This is a genomic window from Streptomyces sp. NPDC054786, assembly GCF_053611685.1.
Genome location: NZ_JBSHAW010000025.1, coordinates 48185 through 69733, shown reverse-complemented (window position 1 = coordinate 69733; position 21549 = coordinate 48185). Strand labels below are relative to the sequence as shown.

Annotated in this window: 17 protein-coding genes; 4 read left to right on the top strand and 13 right to left on the bottom strand. The window is 71.2% G+C overall.

Annotation, left to right across the window (positions count from 1 at the left end; translation table 11 throughout):
* Positions 1 to 234: 234 nt before the first annotated feature.
* The 4 genes from ACWGI6_RS21870 to ACWGI6_RS21855 all read right to left on the bottom strand — a co-directional run bounded on the left by ACWGI6_RS21870 (position 235) and on the right by ACWGI6_RS21855 (position 3548).
* A complete protein-coding gene (locus ACWGI6_RS21870; RefSeq protein ID WP_453269069.1) occupies positions 235 to 885 on the bottom strand; it encodes a hypothetical protein in 651 nt (216 codons plus the stop codon).
* A gap of 66 nt (positions 886 to 951) precedes the next feature.
* Entirely contained in the window at positions 952 to 1653 is a 702-nt protein-coding gene (locus tag ACWGI6_RS21865) for a ribonuclease HII (protein ID WP_453269068.1), read from the bottom strand.
* A 315-nt stretch (positions 1654 to 1968) separates the two neighbouring features.
* Complete coding sequence (locus tag ACWGI6_RS21860; RefSeq protein WP_453269067.1) at positions 1969 to 2877, bottom strand: ADP-ribosylglycohydrolase family protein; 909 nt, start codon at positions 2875 to 2877, stop codon at positions 1969 to 1971.
* An 11-nt stretch (positions 2878 to 2888) separates the two neighbouring features.
* Positions 2889 to 3548, bottom strand: coding sequence for a histidine phosphatase family protein (locus ACWGI6_RS21855; protein WP_453269066.1), 660 nt, complete (start codon positions 3546 to 3548; stop codon positions 2889 to 2891).
* Between the two features lie 237 nt (positions 3549 to 3785).
* On the opposite strand from ACWGI6_RS21855, the gene ACWGI6_RS21850 reads away from it, so the two are divergent.
* Positions 3786 to 4553, top strand: a complete 768-nt coding sequence (locus ACWGI6_RS21850) for a TetR/AcrR family transcriptional regulator C-terminal ligand-binding domain-containing protein (RefSeq protein ID WP_453269065.1) — start codon at positions 3786 to 3788, stop codon at positions 4551 to 4553.
* 12 nt (positions 4554 to 4565) lie between these two features.
* On the opposite strand, the gene ACWGI6_RS21845 is transcribed toward ACWGI6_RS21850, so the two are convergent.
* Together ACWGI6_RS21845 and ACWGI6_RS21840 are read right to left on the bottom strand one after the other, a co-directional pair.
* Positions 4566 to 5171 carry a YdbC family protein gene (locus ACWGI6_RS21845; RefSeq protein ID WP_393909316.1) on the bottom strand — a complete coding sequence of 202 codons (606 nt, stop codon included), beginning with the start codon at positions 5169 to 5171 and terminating at the stop codon, positions 4566 to 4568.
* Positions 5172 to 5240: 69 nt separating this feature from the next.
* A complete protein-coding gene (locus tag ACWGI6_RS21840) occupies positions 5241 to 6653 on the bottom strand; it encodes an amidase (protein ID WP_453269064.1) in 1413 nt (470 codons plus the stop codon).
* Positions 6654 to 6818: 165 nt separating this feature from the next.
* On the opposite strand from ACWGI6_RS21840, the gene ACWGI6_RS21835 reads away from it, so the two are divergent.
* Positions 6819 to 7406, top strand: a complete 588-nt coding sequence (locus ACWGI6_RS21835; protein ID WP_453269063.1) for a TetR/AcrR family transcriptional regulator — start codon at positions 6819 to 6821, stop codon at positions 7404 to 7406.
* A gap of 200 nt (positions 7407 to 7606) precedes the next feature.
* On the top strand, positions 7607 to 8128 hold the full coding sequence (locus ACWGI6_RS21830) for a TerD family protein (protein ID WP_453269062.1): 522 nt from the start codon (positions 7607 to 7609) through the stop codon (positions 8126 to 8128).
* 136 nt (positions 8129 to 8264) lie between these two features.
* Here the strand turns inward: ACWGI6_RS21830 and ACWGI6_RS21825 are convergent, their stop codons facing one another.
* Together ACWGI6_RS21825 and nrdR are read right to left on the bottom strand one after the other, a co-directional pair.
* The gene (locus ACWGI6_RS21825; RefSeq protein WP_453269061.1) at positions 8265 to 11144 is read right to left on the bottom strand and encodes a vitamin B12-dependent ribonucleotide reductase; all 2880 of its coding nucleotides are present in this window, start codon (positions 11142 to 11144) and stop codon (positions 8265 to 8267) included.
* A gap of 123 nt (positions 11145 to 11267) precedes the next feature.
* Positions 11268 to 11798 carry a transcriptional regulator NrdR gene (nrdR, locus tag ACWGI6_RS21820; RefSeq protein WP_453269060.1) on the bottom strand — a complete coding sequence of 177 codons (531 nt, stop codon included), beginning with the start codon at positions 11796 to 11798 and terminating at the stop codon, positions 11268 to 11270.
* A 543-nt stretch (positions 11799 to 12341) separates the two neighbouring features.
* Here nrdR and lexA point away from each other — a divergent pair.
* Complete coding sequence (lexA, locus tag ACWGI6_RS21815) at positions 12342 to 13139, top strand: transcriptional repressor LexA (RefSeq protein ID WP_453269059.1); 798 nt, start codon at positions 12342 to 12344, stop codon at positions 13137 to 13139.
* A 178-nt stretch (positions 13140 to 13317) separates the two neighbouring features.
* Here the strand turns inward: lexA and ACWGI6_RS21810 are convergent, their stop codons facing one another.
* From ACWGI6_RS21810 to ACWGI6_RS21790, 5 genes are all read right to left on the bottom strand, one after another.
* Positions 13318 to 15324, bottom strand: coding sequence for an ATP-dependent DNA helicase (locus tag ACWGI6_RS21810; protein WP_453269058.1), 2007 nt, complete (start codon positions 15322 to 15324; stop codon positions 13318 to 13320).
* Between the two features lie 41 nt (positions 15325 to 15365).
* Positions 15366 to 17132: an IucA/IucC family protein gene (locus tag ACWGI6_RS21805; protein ID WP_453269057.1), complete on the bottom strand. Its 1767-nt coding sequence runs from the start codon at positions 17130 to 17132 to the stop codon at positions 15366 to 15368.
* 105 nt (positions 17133 to 17237) lie between these two features.
* Positions 17238 to 17939: a GNAT family N-acetyltransferase gene (locus tag ACWGI6_RS21800; RefSeq protein WP_453269056.1), complete on the bottom strand. Its 702-nt coding sequence runs from the start codon at positions 17937 to 17939 to the stop codon at positions 17238 to 17240.
* Between the two features lie 99 nt (positions 17940 to 18038).
* A complete protein-coding gene (locus ACWGI6_RS21795; RefSeq protein ID WP_453269055.1) occupies positions 18039 to 20117 on the bottom strand; it encodes an IucA/IucC family protein in 2079 nt (692 codons plus the stop codon).
* A complete protein-coding gene (locus ACWGI6_RS21790; protein WP_453269054.1) occupies positions 20114 to 21508 on the bottom strand; it encodes a diaminobutyrate--2-oxoglutarate transaminase family protein in 1395 nt (464 codons plus the stop codon). Before ACWGI6_RS21790 ends, ACWGI6_RS21795 begins: the two co-directional genes overlap by 4 nt.
* Positions 21509 to 21549: the final 41 nt, after the last annotated feature.

Genomic DNA, 21549 nt, shown 5'->3' with positions numbered 1-21549 from the left:
ACGCCCCAGGCTTCCGACACGGGACCGAAGCCGCGGCCAGCGTTCCGGCAGACGGCAGACGGCAGACGGCCCACCCTCTCGGCGCCCCGGTACACGGCAGAAGCCAGACCGCCTCGACCGGCCAGCCGCACCCCTCCCCCGCCGAAGCCCCCGGCCTCCGGACCTCGCCCATGCGGGAACGCAAGCGAGCCCGACGGCCTACAGGGCCGACGGGCTGTTGCGAAGCGGCAGCGATCAGGCGGGCGCGCCGAGAACAGTGTTGATCCGCTGCGGGTCACCGCAGACGATCAGCAGCGCTCCGGCACGGGCCATCGCCGCGGGCAGCGCCTGCGCGGTGACCTCGTCCGTACCGCCGTTGACGGCGACGACCACCACGGGCCGGCCGGTGGCACGCTCGGCCCCGGCGTCCGCGTAGAACACATCGTCCGCGGCGTCGTGTTGGGCCCAGTAGGACGCCTCACCGAAGGACAGTTCATGCGCGGCCCACGGGTGCGTTTCACCGGTGGTCAGCACCAGGATGTCGCCCGGCGCACGCCCGGAGTCCAGCAGCAGGTCGACGGCCTCGTCGGCGGCGTCGACGGCGCCGTCGGCGGGGGCCGGGATCAGCTGGAGCTGCGCTCCCGCGGCGGTGCCGGTCTTGCCGGCGGGCGGCTGCGGGGAGCTGGTGCGCTGCGCCGGCGGAGCGGCGACAGGCCCACGCGGCGGGGCAGCAGGTCCGGGCTTGCCCGGACGGACACTGGACGCGGGAGCGCCACGCGGCGGCGCGGGGCGGGGACCGGGACCAGGAACGGGACGGGGGGTCGGCGCGGTACGGCCGGCGGCCGGAGTTGCGCGGGGACCCGGGACACTCTCGTGAATCTGAGGCTCCTCGGGGATGAGAGGCATAAAGGGATGTCTATCAAACGTAAGTGCGGAACACGTCATCGGGTACCGAATTGATGTCCGTACCGCTCAGAAATCGAAGCCGAGTTGGCCACCGGCTTCCAGAGCGGCTGCTTCGGGGGTGATGCGCACCTTCTTCAGATGCCGCCAGCGGGGCAGGGCATCCATGTAGGACCACGACACTCGGTGGTGCGGCGTAGGACCGTACTCCTCCAGGGCAATGCGATGGGTCGGCGAGGGGTAGCCTGCGTTGGCCGCGAAGTCGAAGTCGGCGTATACCAGGCCCAGTTCGGCCATCATCGCGTCGCGCCGCACCTTGGCGATCACGGACGCGGCGGCGACCGCGATGCAGGACTGGTCGCCCTTGATGACCGTGCGGACCCGCCATGGCGCGCCCAGGTAGTCGTGCTTGCCGTCGAGAATGATCGCGTCCGGCCGGACCGGCAGCGCCTCCAGGGCGCGTACGGCCGCGAGCCGCAGGGCAGCGGTCATCCCCAGTTTGTCGATCTCTTCCGGTGAGGAGTGCCCCAGGGCGTACGACGTGACCCACGTGCCGAGCACATGGCACAGTTCGGTCCGGCGTTTGGGGGTCAGCAGCTTGGAATCGGTGAGTCCGTCGGGCGGCCGGCGCAGACCGGTGATGGCTGCGCAGACGCTGACCGGACCGGCCCAGGCTCCGCGCCCGACCTCGTCGACACCTGCAACGATCTTGGCGCCCGTCGTGGCGCGCAATGATCGCTCGACGGAATGGGTGGGGGGCTCGTACGGCATGGCGCCAGCAAGGTTACGCCTATTCGGTCCAGCCGTCCGCACCGGATCCCCACCTGGTGGCGAACGGTGCCAACGACCGTGCGAGCGGGCTGCGAACGGGACCCGCCGGTTCCGTTACCGATGGGTACGCGGAAGTAGGTTCAGGCCGGCCGCGGCCGGGATCGGACTCCGGCATCCCCCACGCCCGCGCGGGACCGTGTGGAGTGAAGTCTCGGTCCGGTGCCGCCTGTTGGAGGGCGCAGGCGGGACGGAAGCGGACGGGCGCGCGTACGTCGCAGCGGGCGACGAGGGCAGCGGCCGGACGGAACGACGTGATCAGCCGGCGAGGGCGGGGGTCCAGGACGGGAGCGGCTCGGTGCCGTCCAGCCATGCCTCGGGCGGGTTGCCGGCGTGGCCGGCGGCGACGATGCCGCCGACGATGGCGCAGGTGGTGTCCACATCGCCGCCCGCCTGCGCGGTGGTCCAAAACGCCCGCTCATAGTTGCCCAGATGCCGGGCCGCGGCCCAGAGCGTGAAGGGCACGGTGTCGTGGGCGCTGGTGCGCCGTCCACAGCCCAGGACGGCGGCGACGGTGCCGGAGTCGGCGTAGTCGAGCATGTCGCGGGCGCGGCGCAGCCCGGCTTGTACGGCGCTGCGCGGGATGAGCTCCAGCACGCCGTCCAGCAGCTGTTCGGGGCCGGCGTCCCGGGCCGGGTCGGCCACCAGGGCGGCCGCGGCGGCGACGGCCATGGCGCCGACGACGGCCTCGCGGTGTTGGTGGGTGGTGTAGGCGGAGATCTCCGCCTGGTGGGTGGCCTGCTCGGGGTCGTCGGCGTACCAGGCGCCGAGGGGAGCGATGCGCATGGCCGCTCCGTTGCCCCACGAGCCGTGGCCGTTGAAGAGTCCGGACGCCAGCTCGCGCCAGTCGCCGCCCTCGCGAATCAGCCGCAGCATGCGGTTGACGGCCGGGCCGTAGCCACGGTCGAAGTCATGATGGTCGGCGAAGGACCGGGCCAGTGCGTCCTGGTCGATCCGGCCATGGGCGGTGAGTACGGCCAGGACGGAGCAGGCCATCTCGGTGTCGTCGGTCCACTGCCAGGGGGAAGGAGGCAGCTCGCGGCGCTTGAGAGAGGGGTAGTGGGCGGGGACGAAGAACTGGGATCCGAGGGCATCACCCACGGCGAGGCCGCGCAGGCTCGCCAGAGCTCGCGCACAGCGGTCTGCGTCACGGTGGTCGGGGGTCATCGCTGTGCACTCTAACCGGTGGCGCCATAAGGCTCGGGTACACACCAGCGCTCAAACGGCCGGTCAAGGGTGTAGCGGCCGTCCGGGCCGAGCAACAGGGTCCGCCGTTCCGCGTTACCGGGATTGGACAGCGACTCGAACTCCGCCACCGTCCAGTGGAACCACCGCATACAGAACAGCCGCATGGTCAGACCGTGCGTGACGATGAGGACGTTCGGCGGGTGGTTCGGGTCCTCGAAGCTGCGCCACAGGCTCTCCAGGAACGCCCCGACCCGGTCGTAGACATCCGCTCCGGACTCACCCTGGGCGAAGCGGTAGAAGAAGTGGCCGTAGGCGTCGCGGTAGGCCTTCTGCCGTCGTACGTCGTCGCGGTCCTGCCAGTTCCCCCAGTCCTGCTCGCGTAGCCGGGGCTCCTCGCGCACCCGCACCTTGGCGGGATCGAGAGCGAGTCCGCGGAAGGTCTGGTGGGTGCGTCGATAGGGCGAGACATAGGCGGAGATCCGTTCATCGCCGAACATCTCGCGCAGCGGGCCACCCGCTTCCTTCGCCTGTCGCATCCCGGTCTCGGTGAGGGCGAGTGCATGATCGGGCTCCCGCTCGTACACGGTGTCATCGACGTTCCCCGCCGACTCTCCATGGCGGATGAGGACGATGCGTCGGGGCCGGGCCATGCCGCCAGCCTAGATCTCCTGCTCTGTACATGGCGCACGCAGCCGAACGACAACAGCAGGGCGGTCAGCCTCTGCGCGACCGCGGCAAGACGGCGGCGGCACACGGTGAGCAGCAGCCGGTAGACGGAGAACCTGACGGTGTCGCGTAATGAGTTTCGAGTACTCAATGCCCCTTCCCACGCAAATGCAACCTTCGTCGCATTACGATGAGGATGGCACACGCAAGCCGCTAACGCAATGGAGTTGCAATTGCCTGACGAGACGGCGCACGAGAACGGGCGCGAGACCGGCGGTTCCGCGCCCACCCCCGGCACCCGGCGCCCCGGCGGCCGCACCGCCCGCACCCGCGCCGCCGTCCGCGACGCCGTACTGGCCGGACTCACCGAGTACGGCTATCCGGGCTTGACGGTCGAATACGTCGCGGAGCACTCCGGTGTGCACAAAACGACGCTGTACCGCCGCTGGAAGGACGTCGAGGGCCTGGTGGCGGACGCTCTCGATCTTGCGGGCGAGGACAGCTGGGCCCCGCCCGACACCGGATCCCTGGAAGGCGATCTGCGCGCGCTGGCCCGCGAGGTCGTCGCTTCCTTCACCGACCCGGCAGTGGCCGCATCAGGCTCCGCGATGATCGCCGCCGCCTTCCAGTCGGAGCGGGCGGCCGTGGCGCTGCGTGACTACTATGCCGAGCGATTCACGCGCTGCGAGGTCCTCGTCGAACGCGCCGTCCGGCGCGGGGAATTGCCGGTAACCCCTGACACTGTGCCGGACACCCCGGAAGCCACCCCGCCGGATACCGCCTCCGGGACCGCCCCGGACCGCGCCATCGACGCCGGCGCACTCGTCCGCTCGGTCTCCGCACCGCTCTTCTTCCGCCTGTTCATCACCCGGGAGCCGGTGGACGACGCCCTTGCCGACCAGGCCGTGGCGGCCACGCTGGCCGCCGCCCGCGCCGGCGCGTTCACCACCGGCAGCACGGCCGGCAACTCCCCCGGCGCGGCCCCCTGACCATGCCGTCCCTCACACCGTCCACGACGGTTCGAGCTGCACCACGTCGCCCGCGATCGCCCGGACATCCGCGGCTATCTGGGCCCGCAGCGCCAGCCGCTCCACCCGTTCAGGCCGGTACTTCCCCCGCTCGGCCGCCGACTGCCACATCGACAGCACCAAGAACTCCTCACCCGGAGCCCGCCCCAGCATCCCCCGCAGCATTCCCGGCGACCCCGCCATCGCGGGGTTCCAGACCTTCTCCTGCATCAGCATGAAGTGATCCACCCGGTCCTGGTGTACCTGGCAGTGCGCCAGCCGCAGCACGTCCACGTCGCCGAACGACGGACGGAAGCCCACCTTCACATCGAATTCGTGCTCGAACAGCCGCACTTGGGCGTCCTTGAACGTGCCGACCTGGGCGGCCGCCAGCCGGTCGTGCGAGCGCGCCATGAAGGAGTCGTAGAAGGCCCGGCTCTCCCAGAAGGCCACCAGATGCGCGACGCCCGGCCGCCCCCGGCTCCACCCCCCGCCCTGCCCTCGAAACCCCGGCTCACCCAGCAGCCCCGCCCATTTCCGCTGCCCCCGCTCGAACCCTCGACGGTCCACAACGGTGAGACGAATCCACTTGACCAGCACCGCGCCATCGTACGGCCCAACGGCGAGACGGGGTCACTGCGCGTCACCTTCCGACCGGCCCGAACTTCCTTACGGGCGCGGGTCGATCGGCGTCTGGACACCCAGCCGCTGCTCCACCGCCTCTGCCGCTGCCAGACACAGGTCCTCCCGGTAGGAGCGCCCGATCAGCTGCACGCCGTACGGGAGCCCGTCCACCACCCCGGTGGGTACGGCCACCGCGGGCACTCCGACGAAACTGGTGGCGGTGCACAGCCGCAGGGCGCGCTGCACCCGCTGATGGCCCTCCTCGTCCCAGACCTCCTCCCCCGGAGCGAACGGCGGATCGGTGAACACCGGCCCCAGGACCAGCGGATACTCGTCCAGGAACGCCGCCCAGTCCCGCTGGAGGCCCATTCGCACCCCGGTCAGCCGCAGATACTCCGCCAGCTCCACGGGGCGGGACTTCGCCATCGCCCTCTCGATATAGCGATGGCCGCCCTCCCCGAGCAGCGGCTTGACCACCGGCCAGGTGGTGGCGAACTCCGTGAGCGTCATCCGGCCGTAGGCATCGAGGGCGTCCTCCAGCCGCGGTACGTCCGCCACCTCGCACACCTCGTAGTCCGCATCCCGGAGCGCCTCGGCCGCGCTCTCCACGGCCCGACGCACCACAGGGTGCACACCGCGGCCCCCGGGGTCCGTCACCTTCGCCACCTTGAGGGGGTGCCCCAGCGGCTCCCCGTAGGGAGGCACCGGCACGGCACGCGGGTCGCGCGGATCGGCCCCGGCCAGCACCTCGTACGCGAGCCGCAGATCACCGACCGTACGGGCCAGGGGGCCGTCGACCACGAGGACCTGGGCCGCGAAGGACGGGTCGTCCGGTCCGAGCCGGTGATCGGCGGCGAACCGTCCGTAGGTCGGCTTCAGCCCCGCGATGCCACAGAAGGACGCGGGAAGGCGCACCGACCCTCCGGAGTCGTTGCCGAGTCCCAGCGGCGCCATCCCGGTTGCCACGGCCGCACCGTCGCCGCCACTGCTGCCGCCCGGTGTGACCGCACCGCTCCAGGGGTTCGCGGTGTCCCCGAACAGCTCACTGCGGGTGTGGATCCCGGCGAGGATGAGCGTCGGAACATTGCTGTGCCCGATGGGTATGCCGCCGGCCGCGCGCAGCCGCGCCACCGGGGGCGCATCGCAGTGCGCGACGGCGTCACGGAATCGCTCCGCGCCGTAGGTCGTCGGCACCCCCTCGATGCCCGTGGTCTCCTTCACGGTGAACGGCACCCCGGCCAGCGGCCCGAGCCGGTCACCCGCCGCACGTCTGCGGTCGGTCTGCGCCGCCTCGCCCCGCGCCCGCTCGGCGAGGAGCTGGGTGACGGCGTTGACGGCCGGATTGACCTCGGCGATCCGCTCCAGGTGCGCCTCCACCAGCTCCACCGCCGACACCTCGCCGCTATGTACCGCCGCCGCCTGGGCGCGGGCCGCCATCTTCCACAGCGCGTTGCGCATGCCCTCCCCTTTCTCTCGGCCCCGGGCGGCCCTCTTCCGGACCGTTCGGGCCGTCTTCCGGCACGTTCCCGACGCACCGGCACACGTTCCGATGCGCTTGCATCGCTTCGGCATCGTAGCCTGGTCACCGATACGTACGCATCGAAAAAAACCGGAGTGCGGGGCATGCCCAAGCAGGTCGACCACGAGAGCCGGCGCCGTCAGATCGCCGAAGCCGTGTGCCAACTCGCCGACGAGAGCGGGCTGGAGGGCGTCACGCTCCGCGACGTGGCGGCCCGGGCCGAGGTGTCCATGGGGGCCGTTCAGCGCTGCTTCGGCACCAAGGAGGAGATGCTGGTCTTCGCGCTCGGCCACATCGGCGAGCGGGTCGCCGCGCGGGTGTCGGCCCGGCTCGCCGCATCGCCCGCGCAGTCGGCCCGAACGGCGCTGGGGCACGCCGCGACCGAGGTGTCGCTGGTCAGTGAGGAGCATCGGGCCGAGGCCCGGGTCTGGCTGGCCTTCTTGGCACAGGCCGCGGTCAGCCCGTCCCTGGCCAAAATCCTGCGCACCAACTACGCGCATTTGCGGGCGGTGTTCGCGCGGCTGATCGCCGAGGCCTCCGACACCCCCGACCCGGACCGCGCGGCCCGCACCCTCCTCGCCCTGGCCGACGGCCTCACCACCCACGTCCTGATCGGCCACCTCTCCCCCGCCGAGGCGCTGGATGTCCTGGACGGCGGGCTCGCCCGGCTCTGGAACGAGCAGGTGCACTGAGCAGACCCGCGATCCCATGGCCCGCAGGGCACTTTCCAGCCACCCGGACCGGGGCAAACCGCAGGTGACCAGAGGCAGTTCACTCCGCCCGGGGACCGCCGGGCGTGGCACGATGGTCAGTCAACGGGAAGTCCCGGGGACGGGCCGCGCGCCCGCGTGGGCCAGGCCGCGTCCCCGGGAGATGACGGGAGGGAAGCCCGGTGAGCACGTTCAACAAAGGGATCGAGAAGGCCGAGGTAACGCTCAAGTGGGACCCGAGCCCCCTCGGGACGCCGGACAATGACCTCGACATCATCGCGGCGACCTATACGGCCGACGCGCCGCACGGCGACCCCGCCTATCTGGTGCACTTCGACAGCCGGTCGCCCGACGGGACCATCACCCTCAACCGGGACAGCAGGACCGGCCAGGGGTTCGGCTTCGACGAGATCATGACCCTGGAACTGGACCGGCTGTCCGACACCTACGCCCGGGTGGTCGTGGGGGTGGCCATCCAGCAGGGCGAGGGCCGCAAGGTCTTCGGCGACATAGAGAACACGGCCGTACGGATCCGCGAGGGCTACACCGATCTGGCCGAGAACGACTTCACCGAGGTCGCGGAGGCCACCGCCGCAACGGTCGCCGAATTCGCCCGGGACGAGGCGGGCCAATGGCGGTTCCGCGCGGCACTCCGCGGATTCGACACCGACCCGGACGCGTTTGCCTCGCTGATGGGCCGCTGACGGAACCCGGTACGAAACCGGCGGCAATAGAGGAGGGGACCGGCGCCCGGCCGGTCCCCTCCTCGCTTCCACGAGCTGTATCAGCCCGAGGCACGGGCCGCGCGGAAGGAAGCCTCCCGCGCGGGCCCGCTCATGCTCAGCTGCAGCCGCTGGTCGACCCGCAGCCCTCGCACAGGTAGCAGCTGCCGGCCCGCTGCATCTTCGTCCCGCAGGAGAAGCACAGCGGCGCGTCGGCGTTGATGCCCAGCTGCATCTCGACGAGTTCGGCGTTGGTGTGCGCCTGCTGGGGAGCCGGTGCGGCGACCTCCTCGACGATCTTCACCGCCGGAGTGGACTCCGTCACCGATTCCGTCCGGCGCGGCGCGGACTGGGCCAGGCCCTCGACGTCGACCTCGTCCTCGGACGGCTCGTACGAACCGGTCTCCAGGTGGCGCGTGCGCTCCTCGACGGAGTGGATGCCGAGCGCCGAACGGGTCTCGAACGGCAGGAAGTCCAGCGCCAGGCGGCGGAAGATGTAGTCGACGATCGACTGCGCCATCCGCACGTCCGGGTCGTCCGTCATACCGGCCGGCTCGAAGCGCATGTTGGTGAACTTCGAGACATAGGTCTCCAGCGGCACTCCGTACTGGAGGCCCACGGACACCGCGATGGAGAAGGCGTCCATCATGCCCGCGAGGGTCGAGCCCTGCTTGGACATCTTCAGGAAGACCTCACCGAGACCGTCGTCCGGGTAGGAGTTGGCGGTCATGTAGCCCTCGGCACCGCCGACCGTGAAGGAAGTGGTGATGCCGGGACGGCCCTTGGGGAGGCGCTTGCGCACCGGGCGGTACTCGACGACCTTCTTCTCCACCGGGGCCTCGGCCTCGACGGCCTCCGGCTCCTTCTTCTTGGCGGAGAGCGGCTGGCCGACCTTGCAGTTGTCGCGGTAGATCGCGAGCGCCTTCAGGCCGAGCTTCCAGCCCTCGAAGTAGACCTCTTCGATCTCCTCGACGGTGGCCGTCTCCGGGACGTTGACCGTCTTGGAGATCGCACCGGACAGGAAGGGCTGCGCCGCGGCCATCATGCGCACGTGGCCCATGGCGGAGATGGAGCGGACGCCCATGGCGCAGTCGAAGACCTCGTAGTGCTCCGGCTTGAGGGCGGGGGCGTCGACGACATTGCCGTGGTCGGCGATGTGGGCGACGATCGCCTCGACCTGCTCGGGCTGGTAGCCGAGCCGCTTGAGCGCCTTGGGGACCGTGTTGTTCACGATCTGCATGGAGCCGCCGCCGACCAGCTTCTTGAACTTGACCAGGGCCAGGTCCGGCTCGACGCCCGTGGTGTCGCAGTCCATCATCAGGCCGATGGTGCCGGTCGGGGCCAGCACGGAGGCCTGCGCGTTGCGGAAGCCGTTCTTCTCGCCGAGGCGCAGCACGTCCTGCCAGGCCTCGGTGGCCGCCGCCCACACCGGAGTGTCCAGGTCGTCCATGCGCACCGCGATGCCGTTGGCATCCGAGTGCTGCTTCATGACGCGCTTGTGGGCATCCGCGTTACGGGCGTAGCCGTCGTACGCGCCGACGACCGCGGCCAGCTCGGCGGAGCGCCGGTAGGAGGTGCCCGTCATCAGGGAGGTGATGGCACCGGCCAGCGCGCGGCCGCCGTCGGAGTCGTAGGCGTGGCCGGTGGCCATCAGCAGGGCGCCGAGGTTGGCGTAGCCGATGCCCAGCTGGCGGTAGGCGCGGGTGGTCTCACCGATCTTCTCGGTGGGGAAGTCCGCGAAGCAGATGGAGATGTCCATCGCGGTGATGACCAGCTCGACGACCTTGGCGAAGCGCTCGGCGTCGAAGGACTGGTTGCCCAGGTCGTCGTCGCGCAGGAACTTCAGGAGGTTGAGCGAGGCGAGGTTGCACGAGGAGTTGTCCAGGTGCATGTACTCGCTGCACGGGTTGGACGCGGTGATCCGGCCCGACTCGGGCGACGTGTGCCAGTGGTTGATGGTGTCGTCGTACTGGATGCCGGGGTCGGCGCACGCCCATGCGGCCTCCGCCATCTTGCGGAAGAGCCCCTTGGCGTCGACCTCCTCGATGACCTCACCGGTCATCCGGCCGCGCAGCCCGAACTTCGAGCCGGCCTCGACGGCCTTCATGAACTCGCCGTTCACCCGGACGGAGTTGTTGGCGTTCTGGTACTGGACGGACGTGATGTCGTCGCCGCCCAGGTCCATGTCGAAGCCGGCGTCGCGCAGCGCGCGGACCTTCTCCTCTTCCTTCACCTTGGTCTCGATGAAGGCCTCGACGTCCGGGTGGTCCACGTCCAGGACGACCATCTTCGCCGCGCGGCGGGTGGCGCCGCCCGACTTGATCGTTCCTGCGGAGGCGTCGGCGCCGCGCATGAAGGAGACCGGGCCGGAGGCGTTGCCGCCGGAGGAGAGCAGCTCCTTGGAGGAGCGGATGCGGGAGAGGTTCAGGCCGGCGCCGGAGCCGCCCTTGAAGATCATCCCCTCTTCCTTGTACCAGTCGAGGATCGACTCCATGGAGTCGTCGACGGAGAGGATGAAGCAGGCGCTGACCTGCTGCGGCTGCTGGGTGCCGACGTTGAACCACACCGGCGAGTTGAAGCTGAAGACCTGGTGGAGCAGCGCGTACGCCAGCTCGTGCTCGAAGATCTCGGCGTCCGCCGGGGAGGCGAAGTAACCGTTCTCCTCGCCGCTCTTGCGGTACGTCTTGACCACCCGGTCGATGAGCTGCTTGAGGCTCGCCTCACGGGTCGGGGAGCCCACCGCACCACGGAAGTACTTGCTCGTGACGATGTTGACCGCGTTCACCGACCAGAAGTCGGGGAACTCGACGCCACGCTGCTCGAAGTTGATCGAGCCGTCGCGCCAGTTGGTCATGACGACGTCACGAGACGCCCACTCCACCTCGTCGTACGGATGCACGCCGGGTGTGGTGTGAATGCGCTCGATACGCAGACCCTTGCTCGCCTTGCTGCCCTTGGCGCGGGAGCCTCGTGCCGGGCCGCTCGTCGTCTCTGTCATGCCGCCTCCCTGTATACGGGCAAACGCCCATATGTGCGCACTCATTCCGTGGCACGGTGTATGTCTTTCTGCGCCGGGACGCCCTGCTCTCGCCCCGATACAGGTCCTGGATGCGCGCCGAACTCAGTCGGCGGCGGTGGCGGGCACGGGAGCTGCCGGACCGCCGGCCTCCCCGTCACTCCCGCATTCCTGCCCGGGCGGCCCCAGCTCGCGCTGCTCGCGCAGCTCGGCGATGGCCGCCTCGAAGTCCTCAAGTGAGTCGAAGGCCCGGTAAACGGACGCGAAGCGCAGGTACGCGACGAGGTCGAGTTCCTGCAGCGGGCCCAGTATGGCGAGCCCGACGTCATGGGTGGACAGCTCGGCGCTGCCCGTGGCACGCACCGCCTCCTCGACCCGCTGGCCGAGCTTGGCGAGGGCGTCCTCGGTGACCGGGCGCCCCTGGCACGCCTTGCGTACTCCCGCGATGACCTTGTTGCGGCTGAAGGGCTCGGTGACCCCGCTCCGCTTGATCACCATCAGCGATGCCGTCTCGATGGTCGTGAAACGGCGGGAGCAGTCGGGGCACTGGCGGCGCCGGCGGATCGCCGTCCCGTCATCGGTGGTGCGGCTGTCGACGACCCGGCTGTCCGGGTGCCTACAGAAGGGGCAGTGCATGGCTCCACCCTCCTCACCCTCGATATACGGACGTACGTACGCCAACGAACCCGGCGTACGGCAACAACCTCCGACCGGTCCGTACGGGCCCTTCGGAGTAGCCACCAGCATAGGCGATTCCCGGCCCCGGAGGGACCAGGCACCACAACTTCTGGGTAACCGATCGCATCTAACCACTAGATGTGGTGTCGGGCCGCTTACATCCGCCTACCGCGTGTCGCGGCGGCGGCGGGCCGGCCGGTCGCCCATGAGAGTACGGGAAGCCACCCGGCCGGCGCCGCGGAGGGGCGGTGATGACAGAATCAGCAGCGCCACGGCGGCCGAACTCCGCGCCCCCGTGCGCACGTGGCCCGACACACCTGACGGCCGGGAAAAGCGGGCTCCGGCGCCCGCTCAAGGCCTGAATTACCGCTCGGCCATACACCCAGCCACTTGATCCGGGCACCCAATCGGCGAATATTTCACTCGAACGTGTGTTTGGCGCAACCTTTCGAAAGCAACTACCGTTGGCTAACTAGGGAGAACATTTCGAGAGGGGCCGACGTGACCACCACCGCAGACAGCGCGACCATCACTGCACAAAGCCACTCCCAGAGCCGGTTCGATCCGCAACAGGCACAGCGGCCGCCGATGGACGACGCCACGTTGGACTCCGAAGAGCAGAAGCCGGCCCGCTCGCTGCCGGGTCGGCCCCCAGGGATCCGAGCCGACAGTTCCGGACTCACCGACCGCCAGCGCAGGGTGATCGAGGTGATCAGGGATTCGGTGCAGCGGCGCGGCTACCCGCCGTCCATGCGCGAGATCGGCCAGGCCGTCGGGCTGTCCAGCACCTCGTCCGTCGCCCACCAGCTCATGGCTCTGGAGCGCAAGGGCTTCCTGCGACGCGACCCGCACCGCCCCCGGGCGTACGAGGTCCGCGGCTCGGACCAGACCACCGCCGCCGCGACGGAGACCGCCGGCAAGCCCGCCGCCTCCTATGTCCCGCTGGTCGGCCGGATCGCCGCCGGTGGCCCGATCCTCGCGGAGGAGTCGGTCGAGGATGTCTTCCCGCTTCCCCGCCAGCTCGTCGGCGACGGAGAGCTGTTCGTCCTGAAGGTCGTCGGCGACTCGATGATCGAAGCCGCGATCTGCGACGGCGACTGGGTCACGGTCCGCCGCCAGCCGGTCGCCGAGAACGGTGACATCGTGGCGGCCATGCTGGACGGCGAAGCCACCGTCAAGCGCTTCAAGCGCGAGGACGGCCATGTGTGGCTGCTGCCGCACAACTCTGCGTACCAGCCGATCCCCGGCGATGAGGCGACCATCCTCGGCAAGGTGGTGGCGGTGCTGCGCCGCATCTGACGCACCCCTCACTACCGAGCCCCGGAACCACTGCGCCGGTTCCGGGGCTTGGTTTTGCGCGCCCTTGCCGCCGAACCGCGGCCGCTCCCGCGGAGGTGGCCGATGTCCGCTCGGTGTTGCTCAGTTGGTGATTACGGGCCGGCCGGGGTGGCCGGAGGGCTGGGGCATACCGTTCCGATCACTTGGGGTTCTCCTCCGCCGGCTGTGCCGCTTCAGGTGATTCCGTCGCCTTTGCTGCCGCATCGATGGCGGCGAGGGAGCGGCGGACCTGGTTGCGGTCGGTGGTGTACCAGAAGTCGGGCATCGACTTGCGGAGGAAGGAGCCGTAGCGGGCCCGCTCCACGCGGGGGTCGAGGACGGCGACCACGCCGCGGTCGTCGGTGGCGCGGACCAGACGGCCGGAGCCCTGGGCCATCAGCAGTGCCGCATGGGTGGCGGCGACCGCCATGAAGCCATTGCCGCCGCCCTCCTCCACCGCCTTCTGCCGGGCGCTCATCAGCGGGTCGTCCGGGCGCGGGAACGGCACCCGGTCCATGACCACCAGCTGACAGTTCGCACCGGGTACATCGACGCCCTGCCACAGGGACAGGGTGCCGAACAGGCACGTACGGGCATCGGAGGCGAAGGCCCGGATCAGCTCGCCGAGCGTCTCCTCGCCCTGGAGCAGGATCGGCAGGTCCAGCCGGCCGCGCAGCTCCTCGGCGGCGGCCTGGGCGGCGCGCATGGAGGAGAAGAGGCCGAGGGTGCGGCCACCGGCGGCCTCGATCAGCTCGGTGAGTTCATCGAGCATGTCGGTGCGGCTGCCCTCGCGGCCCGGCTGAGCGAGGTGCTTGGCGACATAGAGGATGCCCTGCTTCGAGTAGTCGAAGGGGGAGCCGACGTCCAGGCCCTTCCAGGGCGGGACGTCCTCGCCTTCCGTGCCCTCGGGAGCCAGACCCAGGGAGGCCGCGACCCCGTTGAAGTCGCCGCCCAGCTTGAGAGTGGCGGAGGTGAGGGTCACCGAGCGGTCGTCGAAGAGCTTCTCGCGCAGCAGGCCCGAGACGGACAGCGGAGCCACCCGGAGGGACGCGCCGAAGCGGTCGTGGCGCTCGTACCAGACCACGTCGTACTCGGAGCCGTTCGCGATGCGCTCGGCGACGGCATGGACGTTCTCCACCGAGGCGAGGGCCTGCTTGCGGACGGCGTCCTCGTCCTGGACCGACTTGTCGCGGGTCGAGCCGAGCGCCGAGATGACCGTACGGGCCGCATCCCGCAGTGCCATCAGGCAGTACCCGAGATCCTCGGGGATCTCTTCGAGGCGGCCGGGCAGGGCCAGCTCCATGAGGCGCTCGAAGGTCTCCGACGCGGTCTGCAGCTGGTCGGCGGCCTTTTCGTTGACGAGCTTGGCGGCCCGGCGGACGGCGCGGTTGACCTGGCCGGGGGTGAGCTCGCCGGTGGCGACGCCGGTGACCCGGGAGACCAGCTCATGGGCCTCGTCGATGATCAGGACCTCGTGCTGCGGGAGGACCGGTGCGCCCTCGATCGCGTCGATGGCGAGCAGCGCGTGGTTGGTGACGACGACATCGGCGAGCTTGGCGCGCTCCCGGGCGGCCTCGGCGAAGCACTCCGCCCCGTAGGCACACTTCGAGGCGCCCAGACACTCCCGGGAGGAGACCGAGACCTGGCCCCAGGCCCGGTCGGAGACTCCGGGGGTCAGCGCGTCACGGTCGCCGGTCTCGGTCTCGTCCGCCCAGTCGCGCAGCCGCAGCAGGTCCTTGCCGAGTTTGCTGGTCGGCGTCGCCTGCTCGAACACGTCGAAGAGCCCGTCCTCCTCTTCCTGGGGGACGCCCTCATGGAGGCGGTGCAGGCACACGTAATTGGAGCGGCCCTTGAGCATGGCGAATTCGGGGCGACGGCGCAGCAGCGGATGCAGCGCCTCGACCGTACGCGGCAGATCGCGCTCGACGAGCTGGCGCTGCAGCGCCAGCGTGGCCGTGGCGACCACCACGCGCTCGCCGTGCGCGAGCGCCGGTACCAGATAGCCGAGGGATTTTCCGGTGCCGGTGCCGGCCTGCACCAGCAGATGGGCCTGTTCGTCCACGGCCTCGGCAACGGCCTCAGCCATCGCCACCTGGCCGGGGCGCTCGGTGCCGCCGACGGCGGTGACGGCGGCGTGGAGCAGATCGGGGAGGGAGGGCTTCGTCATAGCGCTGCAAGCCTACGCGGGACCACTGACAGCCGGCCCGGTCACGGGTGGTGGAGCGGATTGGGAACGGTGCCGTGCACGGCCGCGTGCGGGCGGTCGCGGCGGTCCCGGTAACCGTCCACATGCAGACGGTTGCGGTTCAGGCACAGCCGCTCGATCCGCGGAGTGAGCAGGTCGAAGGTCTCGTACCGCTCCTTGAGGGCGGGGAAGCGCTCGTGGTGGCGCAGGATCTCCGCCCGTACGAGTGACCAGAACTCGGCCTCGGGGACGTCCAGTTGGTCCGCACACAGCGGCGCCAGGTAGCGGAAGACGCCGACGAACAGCCCGGAGTGGATGAACTGGGTGAGGAAGGCGGGCGGTTCGGTCAGCAGCACCGCCCGTACGTCGTCCGGCATGGAGTCGTGTTCCGGGAGCGGCCGGGAGCTGGTGTTGACGTCGTCGACGAAGTCCTTGACCGCGAGGCGGGTGGGGACGTCGTGCTCGTCGAAGACGACGATGGCGTTCTCGCCGTGCGGGGAGAAGACCGTGCCGTACCGGTAGAGGAAGTGCAGCAGCGGCGGCAGCAGGGCGCCGAACAGCCGTGCCAGCCAGTCGCGCGGGGCCAGTCCCGAGCGGCGCACCAGCTCCGCGGTCAGGGCGCGCCCCTGGGGATCGGTCTGCAGCAGAGCGGCCAGGGTGCGGGCGCGTTCGCCGGGGTCCAGATGGCCGCTGACCGGCTCGCGCCAGATACAGCCGAGCAGCTCCTTGAACTGGTACGGGACGCCGGGCAGCCGGTCGTAGAGGGGGTGCTCGACGGTGACGGAGGCGGTCTCGCCGAGCAGGATCACCCGGGTCTCGTCGCGCAGATAGGGGTCGGCGTCGCGCAGACCGTGGACCCAGCGGGTGACGGCGGGCGCGGCGAGGGTGCGCTCGGTGGGCAGCCCGCGCCAGACGAGGGTGTTGAGGATGGACAGCGGCAGCTTGACCGTACGGGCCCGTGGGCGGCTGATGTTGAGGAAGGTACGGATCGACTGCTGCGGCAGGCGGAGGTCGTTGTCAGTGGGCAGCGCGATGATGGATCTGTCGGCGAGCTGCGGGGCGAAGAGCGGGGCGATGGTCTCGTCCCATTGCCAGGGGTGGACGGGGAGGTAGAGGTAGTCGGCGGGGTCGTGGCCCTCGTCGGCGATGGTGCGGGCGAAGGCGTGACGGGTGGCGGGGGCCAGCTCCTCGCCGTAGAGACGGTCGGGGGTGGCCAGGGTGGGGATACCGCGGTAGTGGGCGATGCTGTGGTGCGCGGCGAGCCAGGGCAGGCGCTGGGCGGTGCGGGCCTCCGGGGCCCAGGTCGCCGCGTCGTGGGCGGAGAAGCCGAGCCGGCCCTTGTTCGCGACGAGCCAGGGGTGGCCGGTCTGGTGGCCTTCGAGGGTGGCGTAGTCCAGATCCGCGAGGTCGGCGGCGCTGACGGCGGTGGCGTCGAGCCGGGTGTCGGCGGCGAGGGTGGCGGTCAGCTCGCGGACGAGATGGCCGGTGGTGTCGCCGGACAGGCCCAGCACGGTGTCGTGGGCGTGGGTGAGGAAGCGGAAGAGATCGGCGTCGGGGGTGATCGAATCGGGGTCGACGCGCCAGTGGCCGTAGGCACCGCGGTGGGCGCGGAAGCGGTAGACCAGGTCGTCGGTGACCGGCAGGCGGTAGTGGGGGGTGCCGTCGGGTGCGGTGCCGTCGGGCTCGGGGGTGAGGACTTCCTCGTACGCGAACTCCGCCAGGGTCTTGGCGAACAGTCGGCGCGCGGCGTGCTGCCAGGCGCTGTGCGAAGGCTGGGGCTCAGGCGACAAGGCGGGCTCCTCGAAGCGGGACCGCCCCGGCACGTACGGGGGACAACCGGGGCAGCGGGGGTGGACGGCGGACCGGAGCGGGACCGTCGAGGGACGGTCCCGGGGTCAGAGCAGGTGGCGGTGGGCGCGGTCGCGGACCATCAACGCCGCGCGTTTGCCGGGCAGTTCGATCTCGTCGCCGTAGCGGAATCCGGCGCTCAGGAAGGCCGCGACGGAGGCGGTGTTGCGCAGGTCGGGCTCGGCGAGGACCCGTGCGCACTGCGGCCGGTGGTCGAGTACGAGATCGGCGGTGGCGCGCAGCAGCATGCCGCCCAGCCCGCGTCCCCGGTCGCCGACACCACCGATGAGCAGATGGACACCGGTGTCCTGCGGCCGGGCCGGATAGTAGCGGGCGAGGGGGTCCAGATCGGCGCGGTAGATCTCCCAGTAGCTCATCGGGACACCGGCCAGCACCCCCAGGCAGGGCACACTGCGGCCGTCGCCGTCGAGCTGGCCGCGCAGATGGGCCGCGGTGGTCTCCGGCGGGCCCGCCAGCTCCCAGAAGGCCGCCACGGCCGGATCGTTCATCCAGCCGGTGATCCGGTCGAGGTCGCGGCCCAACCGGACGGGGACCAGCTCGAACGGCCCGGCGGGGGTGCCGGCCGCCCCCCAGCCCGCCAGGTTGTCGAGCAGCGGGCCGGCGGCCGGGACGTCCGGCGACGCCCGCTGCCGGTACCCCTCGGCGAACAGCGCGCTGAATTCGGGCGGGAGCTGCAGGTCGAGGGTGTCATCGGAGCTGGAGCCGAGGTCGGACTCGGTGGGTGGCACGGCGACACTCTCCTCTCGTGGCCGCGTGCCGCGTGGCCTGGTGGGTCGCGGGGCGCCGGGGCGGGGGCAGAAGGCTGCTGTCGGAGTTGCGGTGGGCGGCTACGGGGCGAGGGGGTTGGGCAGAGTGACGTAGACGGACTGGGTTTCGACCGGGCCGACGAGTTCGTCCAGGCCGTGCAGCCGGGTCGCCAGGTTGGCCTTGCAGCGCAGTGTGCGGGCGGCGAGCAACTGTTCCGGGAGCGGCGAACGGTGTGCGCCGGGGGCCGCCGCGGCATCGGCGAGGAACCGCCGGAAGGCGGCGAGCAGGATCTCCTCACGGACCAGGCGCTGGGCCCCGAAGGCCCCGATGAGGCCGAGGACGTTGTTGATGCCGAGGTAGTAGGCGAAGCGTTCGTCGGTGACGTCGTCGGCGACGAAGCTGTCGCTGGCCACGCCGACACCGGGCAGCCGCCGCTCCAGCTCGGCCCGGCGGGAGGCGCGGAAGTAGTAGCCCTGGTTGTCGCGGTAGCGGCCGCCGACCGGCCAGCCGTGGGGATCCAGCAGCACCACGGTGTTCTGCTGGTGGGCCTCCAGCACGATGCCGGCCGTGCCGTCGAGCCACAGCACGGGCCGTACGACGACTTCCAGGTAGCGCAGGAACCACTCGGTGGCCACCGCCCCCAGGGGGCGGCCGGTGCGGGCGCTGAGCGTATGGACGAGATCTTCGAGCCGGGAGCGCACGCCCGAGCGGCCGGGCCAGGGCCGGGGGGAGGTGAGGCCGGCGATGCACACGGCGTCGTCGGTGGTGCTGAAGGGGTTGTGGCGGATGACGACATCGAGGCCCTGGACGGGTTCGCCGTCGGGGCCGTCGACGGCGAGATAGGCCGGGTCGCGGACGATGTCGAAACCGGGGTGCACGGTCTGCCACTGCTCGGCGAGGCCGGTGCGCAGCAGTCGGTGCACCTCGACGCCGCGGGCGAGTTCCTTACGGAGGTTCTCCCGGCGGGAGTTGGTGATCCGCAGCCCGAGGGAGAGCTTGAGCATGGCGTCCGCGCCGGGGCGGTAGACCGTGCGGACGGAGGATGTGGGGTACCAGAGCGGGCCGTGGGCGCCGAGGTCGTGCAGCAGACCGGCCGCGCGGAGGGCGGCGATGTCGGGGCGGTCGGCGAGCTCCCTGGCCTGCCAGGGGTGCAGCGGCAACGGCACGGTGTCGTCGGGGAGTCGGAGACCGTCCCCGGCGAGGCCCCTGGCGAGTTGCTCGGCCGGTACGGACTTGCCGCGTTCGGTCCAGGCGGAGTCGGCGGCCAGGACGGAGCGGTGCACGGCCGTCCAGTGGAGCGGGAAGGCGCCGCGGAGTTCGGGCGAATACGCCCGGGTCTCGGCATCGGAGAGGCCTTCGCGGCTCTTGGGTGTGGGGTGCAGCGGGTGGCCGAGGAGGAGGGACTGTTCGGCTTCGAGGAAGAGGGCGCCGTGGTCGTCGGCGGGCCGGGCCCGTCGGTCGGTGAGGAAGGTGGCGACATTGCGTACGGAGTTGGCGACCCGGCCGATGAGTTCGGCACCGTCGCCGTCCGGTGCCTGCTGCCGCGCGTCGTCCGGGTCCGGTCGCTCGTCGCCGTCCGCCACCCGGTGCTCGCCGCCGTCGGAAGCCCGGCGGTCGCCGTAGGCGGCCTCCCGGCGCAGCAGCGCGGCGAGGGTGACGGCGTCCAGCGGGGCGGCGCCGGCCGGGGCGCCTTCGACGGTGGGGGCGCCCAGACGGTGCCAGCCCGTGGGTGACCAGTAGCGGACGGGGACGTGCAGGGCACACGCCGCCGCCGTCAGGGGGATGCGCAGCCCGCCTTCGGCCGGGCGGTGGGTGCCGCTCTCCCGGAGCCAGCAGCGCAGCAGATGCTCGATGCCCGCGGCGTCGGCGGCGACCGCCGGATCCGGGTGGTCGAGGGGGTCGTGGTCACCGGACCGGGCGTGGTCGTAGGGGCCGGGGGCACCGTGGGGAGCGGGGGCGCCGTGGGGGGCGGGGGCGCCGTGGGGGGCGGGGGCGCCGTGGGGGGCGGCCCGGTCCGGAGCCTCGTGGGTCTGCTGGTGGCAGGCGTCGTCGGCGGCGCGCCGCTGCTGGCGTGGTACCGCCTCGATCGTGCCCGCGCCCTGGTGGGCGGGGATGCGCTCGGCGGCCTGGCCACCGTCGGGGCCGGGGCATTCGTTCATGGGGAGGTGCCTCGCATTGTCGTGGGGGACGAGCCCGTCGGCCCGGGGGTGGTGCGGACCGCCGCCGCGATGGCGTCGGCGAGGCGGTCGAGAATGGCGTCCGCCTGTTCGTCGGTGATGGTCAGGGGTGGCAGCAGCCGGACGACGGCGGAGTGCCTGCCGCCCAGTTCGACGATCAGGCCGCGGTCCAGGCAGGCGTGCTGGACGGCGGCGGCGAGCTGCGGGTCGGCGGGGCGGGCGCCCGTGGCGTCGGCATCGGCGGCGCGGTCGACGAGCTCGATGCCGAGCATCAGCCCGCGGCCGCGGACATCGCCGATGCAGTCATGGGCGGCGGCGAGCGAGGTGAGCCGGTCGAGCATCCGGTTGCCGAGCTCCCCGGCACGCCGGTCGAGGCCGTTCGTGCGGACGTAGGCGAGGGTGGCGGCGCCGGCGGCCATCGCGAGCTGGTTGCCGCGGAAGGTCCCCGCGTGCGCGCCGGGCTGCCAGGCGTCGAGTTCCTCGCGGTAGACGATCACGGCGAGCGGCAGACTTCCGCCGATCGCCTTCGACAGCACGATCACATCGGGCACGATGCCGCTGTGGTCGACCGCCCAGAAGGCGCCGGTGCGGCCGACGCCGGTCTGCACCTCGTCCACGATCAGCGGGATCTGCCGGGCGGCGGTGAGCTCCCGCATCCGCCGCAGCCAGCCGTCCGGCGCGGGGATCACCCCGCCCTCGCCCTGGACGGGTTCGAGGATCATCCCGGCCGGCTGGGGTACCCCGCTCTTGTCGTCGTCGAGCAGGCTCTGTGTCCAGCGCGCGGCGAGTTCGGCACCGCGCTCGCCGCCGGTCCGGAAGGGGCAGCGGTAGTCGTACGGATAGGGGAGCCGGACCACGCTGGTGTGCTGGGCTCCCCCGGAGGCGGCGAGCGCCTCCGAGGTCATGCCGTGGTAAGCGCCGGAGAAGGCCATCAGGCCGTCCCGGCCGGTCGCGGTGCGGACGAGTTTGAAGGCGGCCTCGACGGCGTCCGTGCCGGCCGGGCCGCAGAACTGGATGCGTCCCTTTTCCGCCAACTCCCCCGGCAGGGTGGCGAAGAGCTCGGTGGTGAAGGCGTCCTTGACGGGGGTGGCCAGGTCGAGGACCTGCAGCGGTGCGCCGGAGTCGAGAACCGTCCGGATCGCTTCGAGCACCACCGGGTGGTTGTGGCCCAGCGCCAGGGTGCCGGCGCCGGAGAGGCAGTCGAGATAGCGCCTGCCGTCGGCGCCCTCGATGGTCAGCCCGCGGGCGCGCACCGGGACGATGGGCAGCGAGCGCGCGTAGGTGCGGGCGGCGGACTCACGCAGGGACTGCCGCCGCAGGATCCCCTCATGGGCCGGCGGCGCGGCCGCCGGCACGATTTCGGTCAACACCACGGCAGTTGTGTCCTCCTGCTGGTGAGCTGCTGAATGCCGCG

What these genes read in the sequence shown, in the direction of transcription:
- ACWGI6_RS21855 (WP_453269066.1), bottom strand. Translation starts at nt 3,548, where the DNA reads ATGGCCCGGCCCCGACGCATCGTCCTCATCCGCCATGGAGAGTCGGCG.
- ACWGI6_RS21840 (WP_453269064.1), bottom strand. Translation starts at nt 6,653, where the DNA reads ATGCGCAACGCGCTGTGGAAGATGGCGGCCCGCGCCCAGGCGGCGGCG.
- ACWGI6_RS21795 (WP_453269055.1), bottom strand. Translation starts at nt 20,117, where the DNA reads ATGAACGAATGCCCCGGCCCCGACGGTGGCCAGGCCGCCGAGCGCATC.
- ACWGI6_RS21870 (WP_453269069.1), bottom strand. Translation starts at nt 885, where the DNA reads ATGCCTCTCATCCCCGAGGAGCCTCAGATTCACGAGAGTGTCCCGGGT.
- ACWGI6_RS21825 (WP_453269061.1), bottom strand. Translation starts at nt 11,144, where the DNA reads ATGACAGAGACGACGAGCGGCCCGGCACGAGGCTCCCGCGCCAAGGGC.
- ACWGI6_RS21860 (WP_453269067.1), bottom strand. Translation starts at nt 2,877, where the DNA reads ATGACCCCCGACCACCGTGACGCAGACCGCTGTGCGCGAGCTCTGGCG.
- ACWGI6_RS21850 (WP_453269065.1), top strand. Translation starts at nt 3,786, where the DNA reads ATGGAGTTGCAATTGCCTGACGAGACGGCGCACGAGAACGGGCGCGAG.
- ACWGI6_RS21835 (WP_453269063.1), top strand. Translation starts at nt 6,819, where the DNA reads ATGCCCAAGCAGGTCGACCACGAGAGCCGGCGCCGTCAGATCGCCGAA.
- ACWGI6_RS21810 (WP_453269058.1), bottom strand. Translation starts at nt 15,324, where the DNA reads ATGACGAAGCCCTCCCTCCCCGATCTGCTCCACGCCGCCGTCACCGCC.
- nrdR (WP_453269060.1), bottom strand. Translation starts at nt 11,798, where the DNA reads ATGCACTGCCCCTTCTGTAGGCACCCGGACAGCCGGGTCGTCGACAGC.
- ACWGI6_RS21865 (WP_453269068.1), bottom strand. Translation starts at nt 1,653, where the DNA reads ATGCCGTACGAGCCCCCCACCCATTCCGTCGAGCGATCATTGCGCGCC.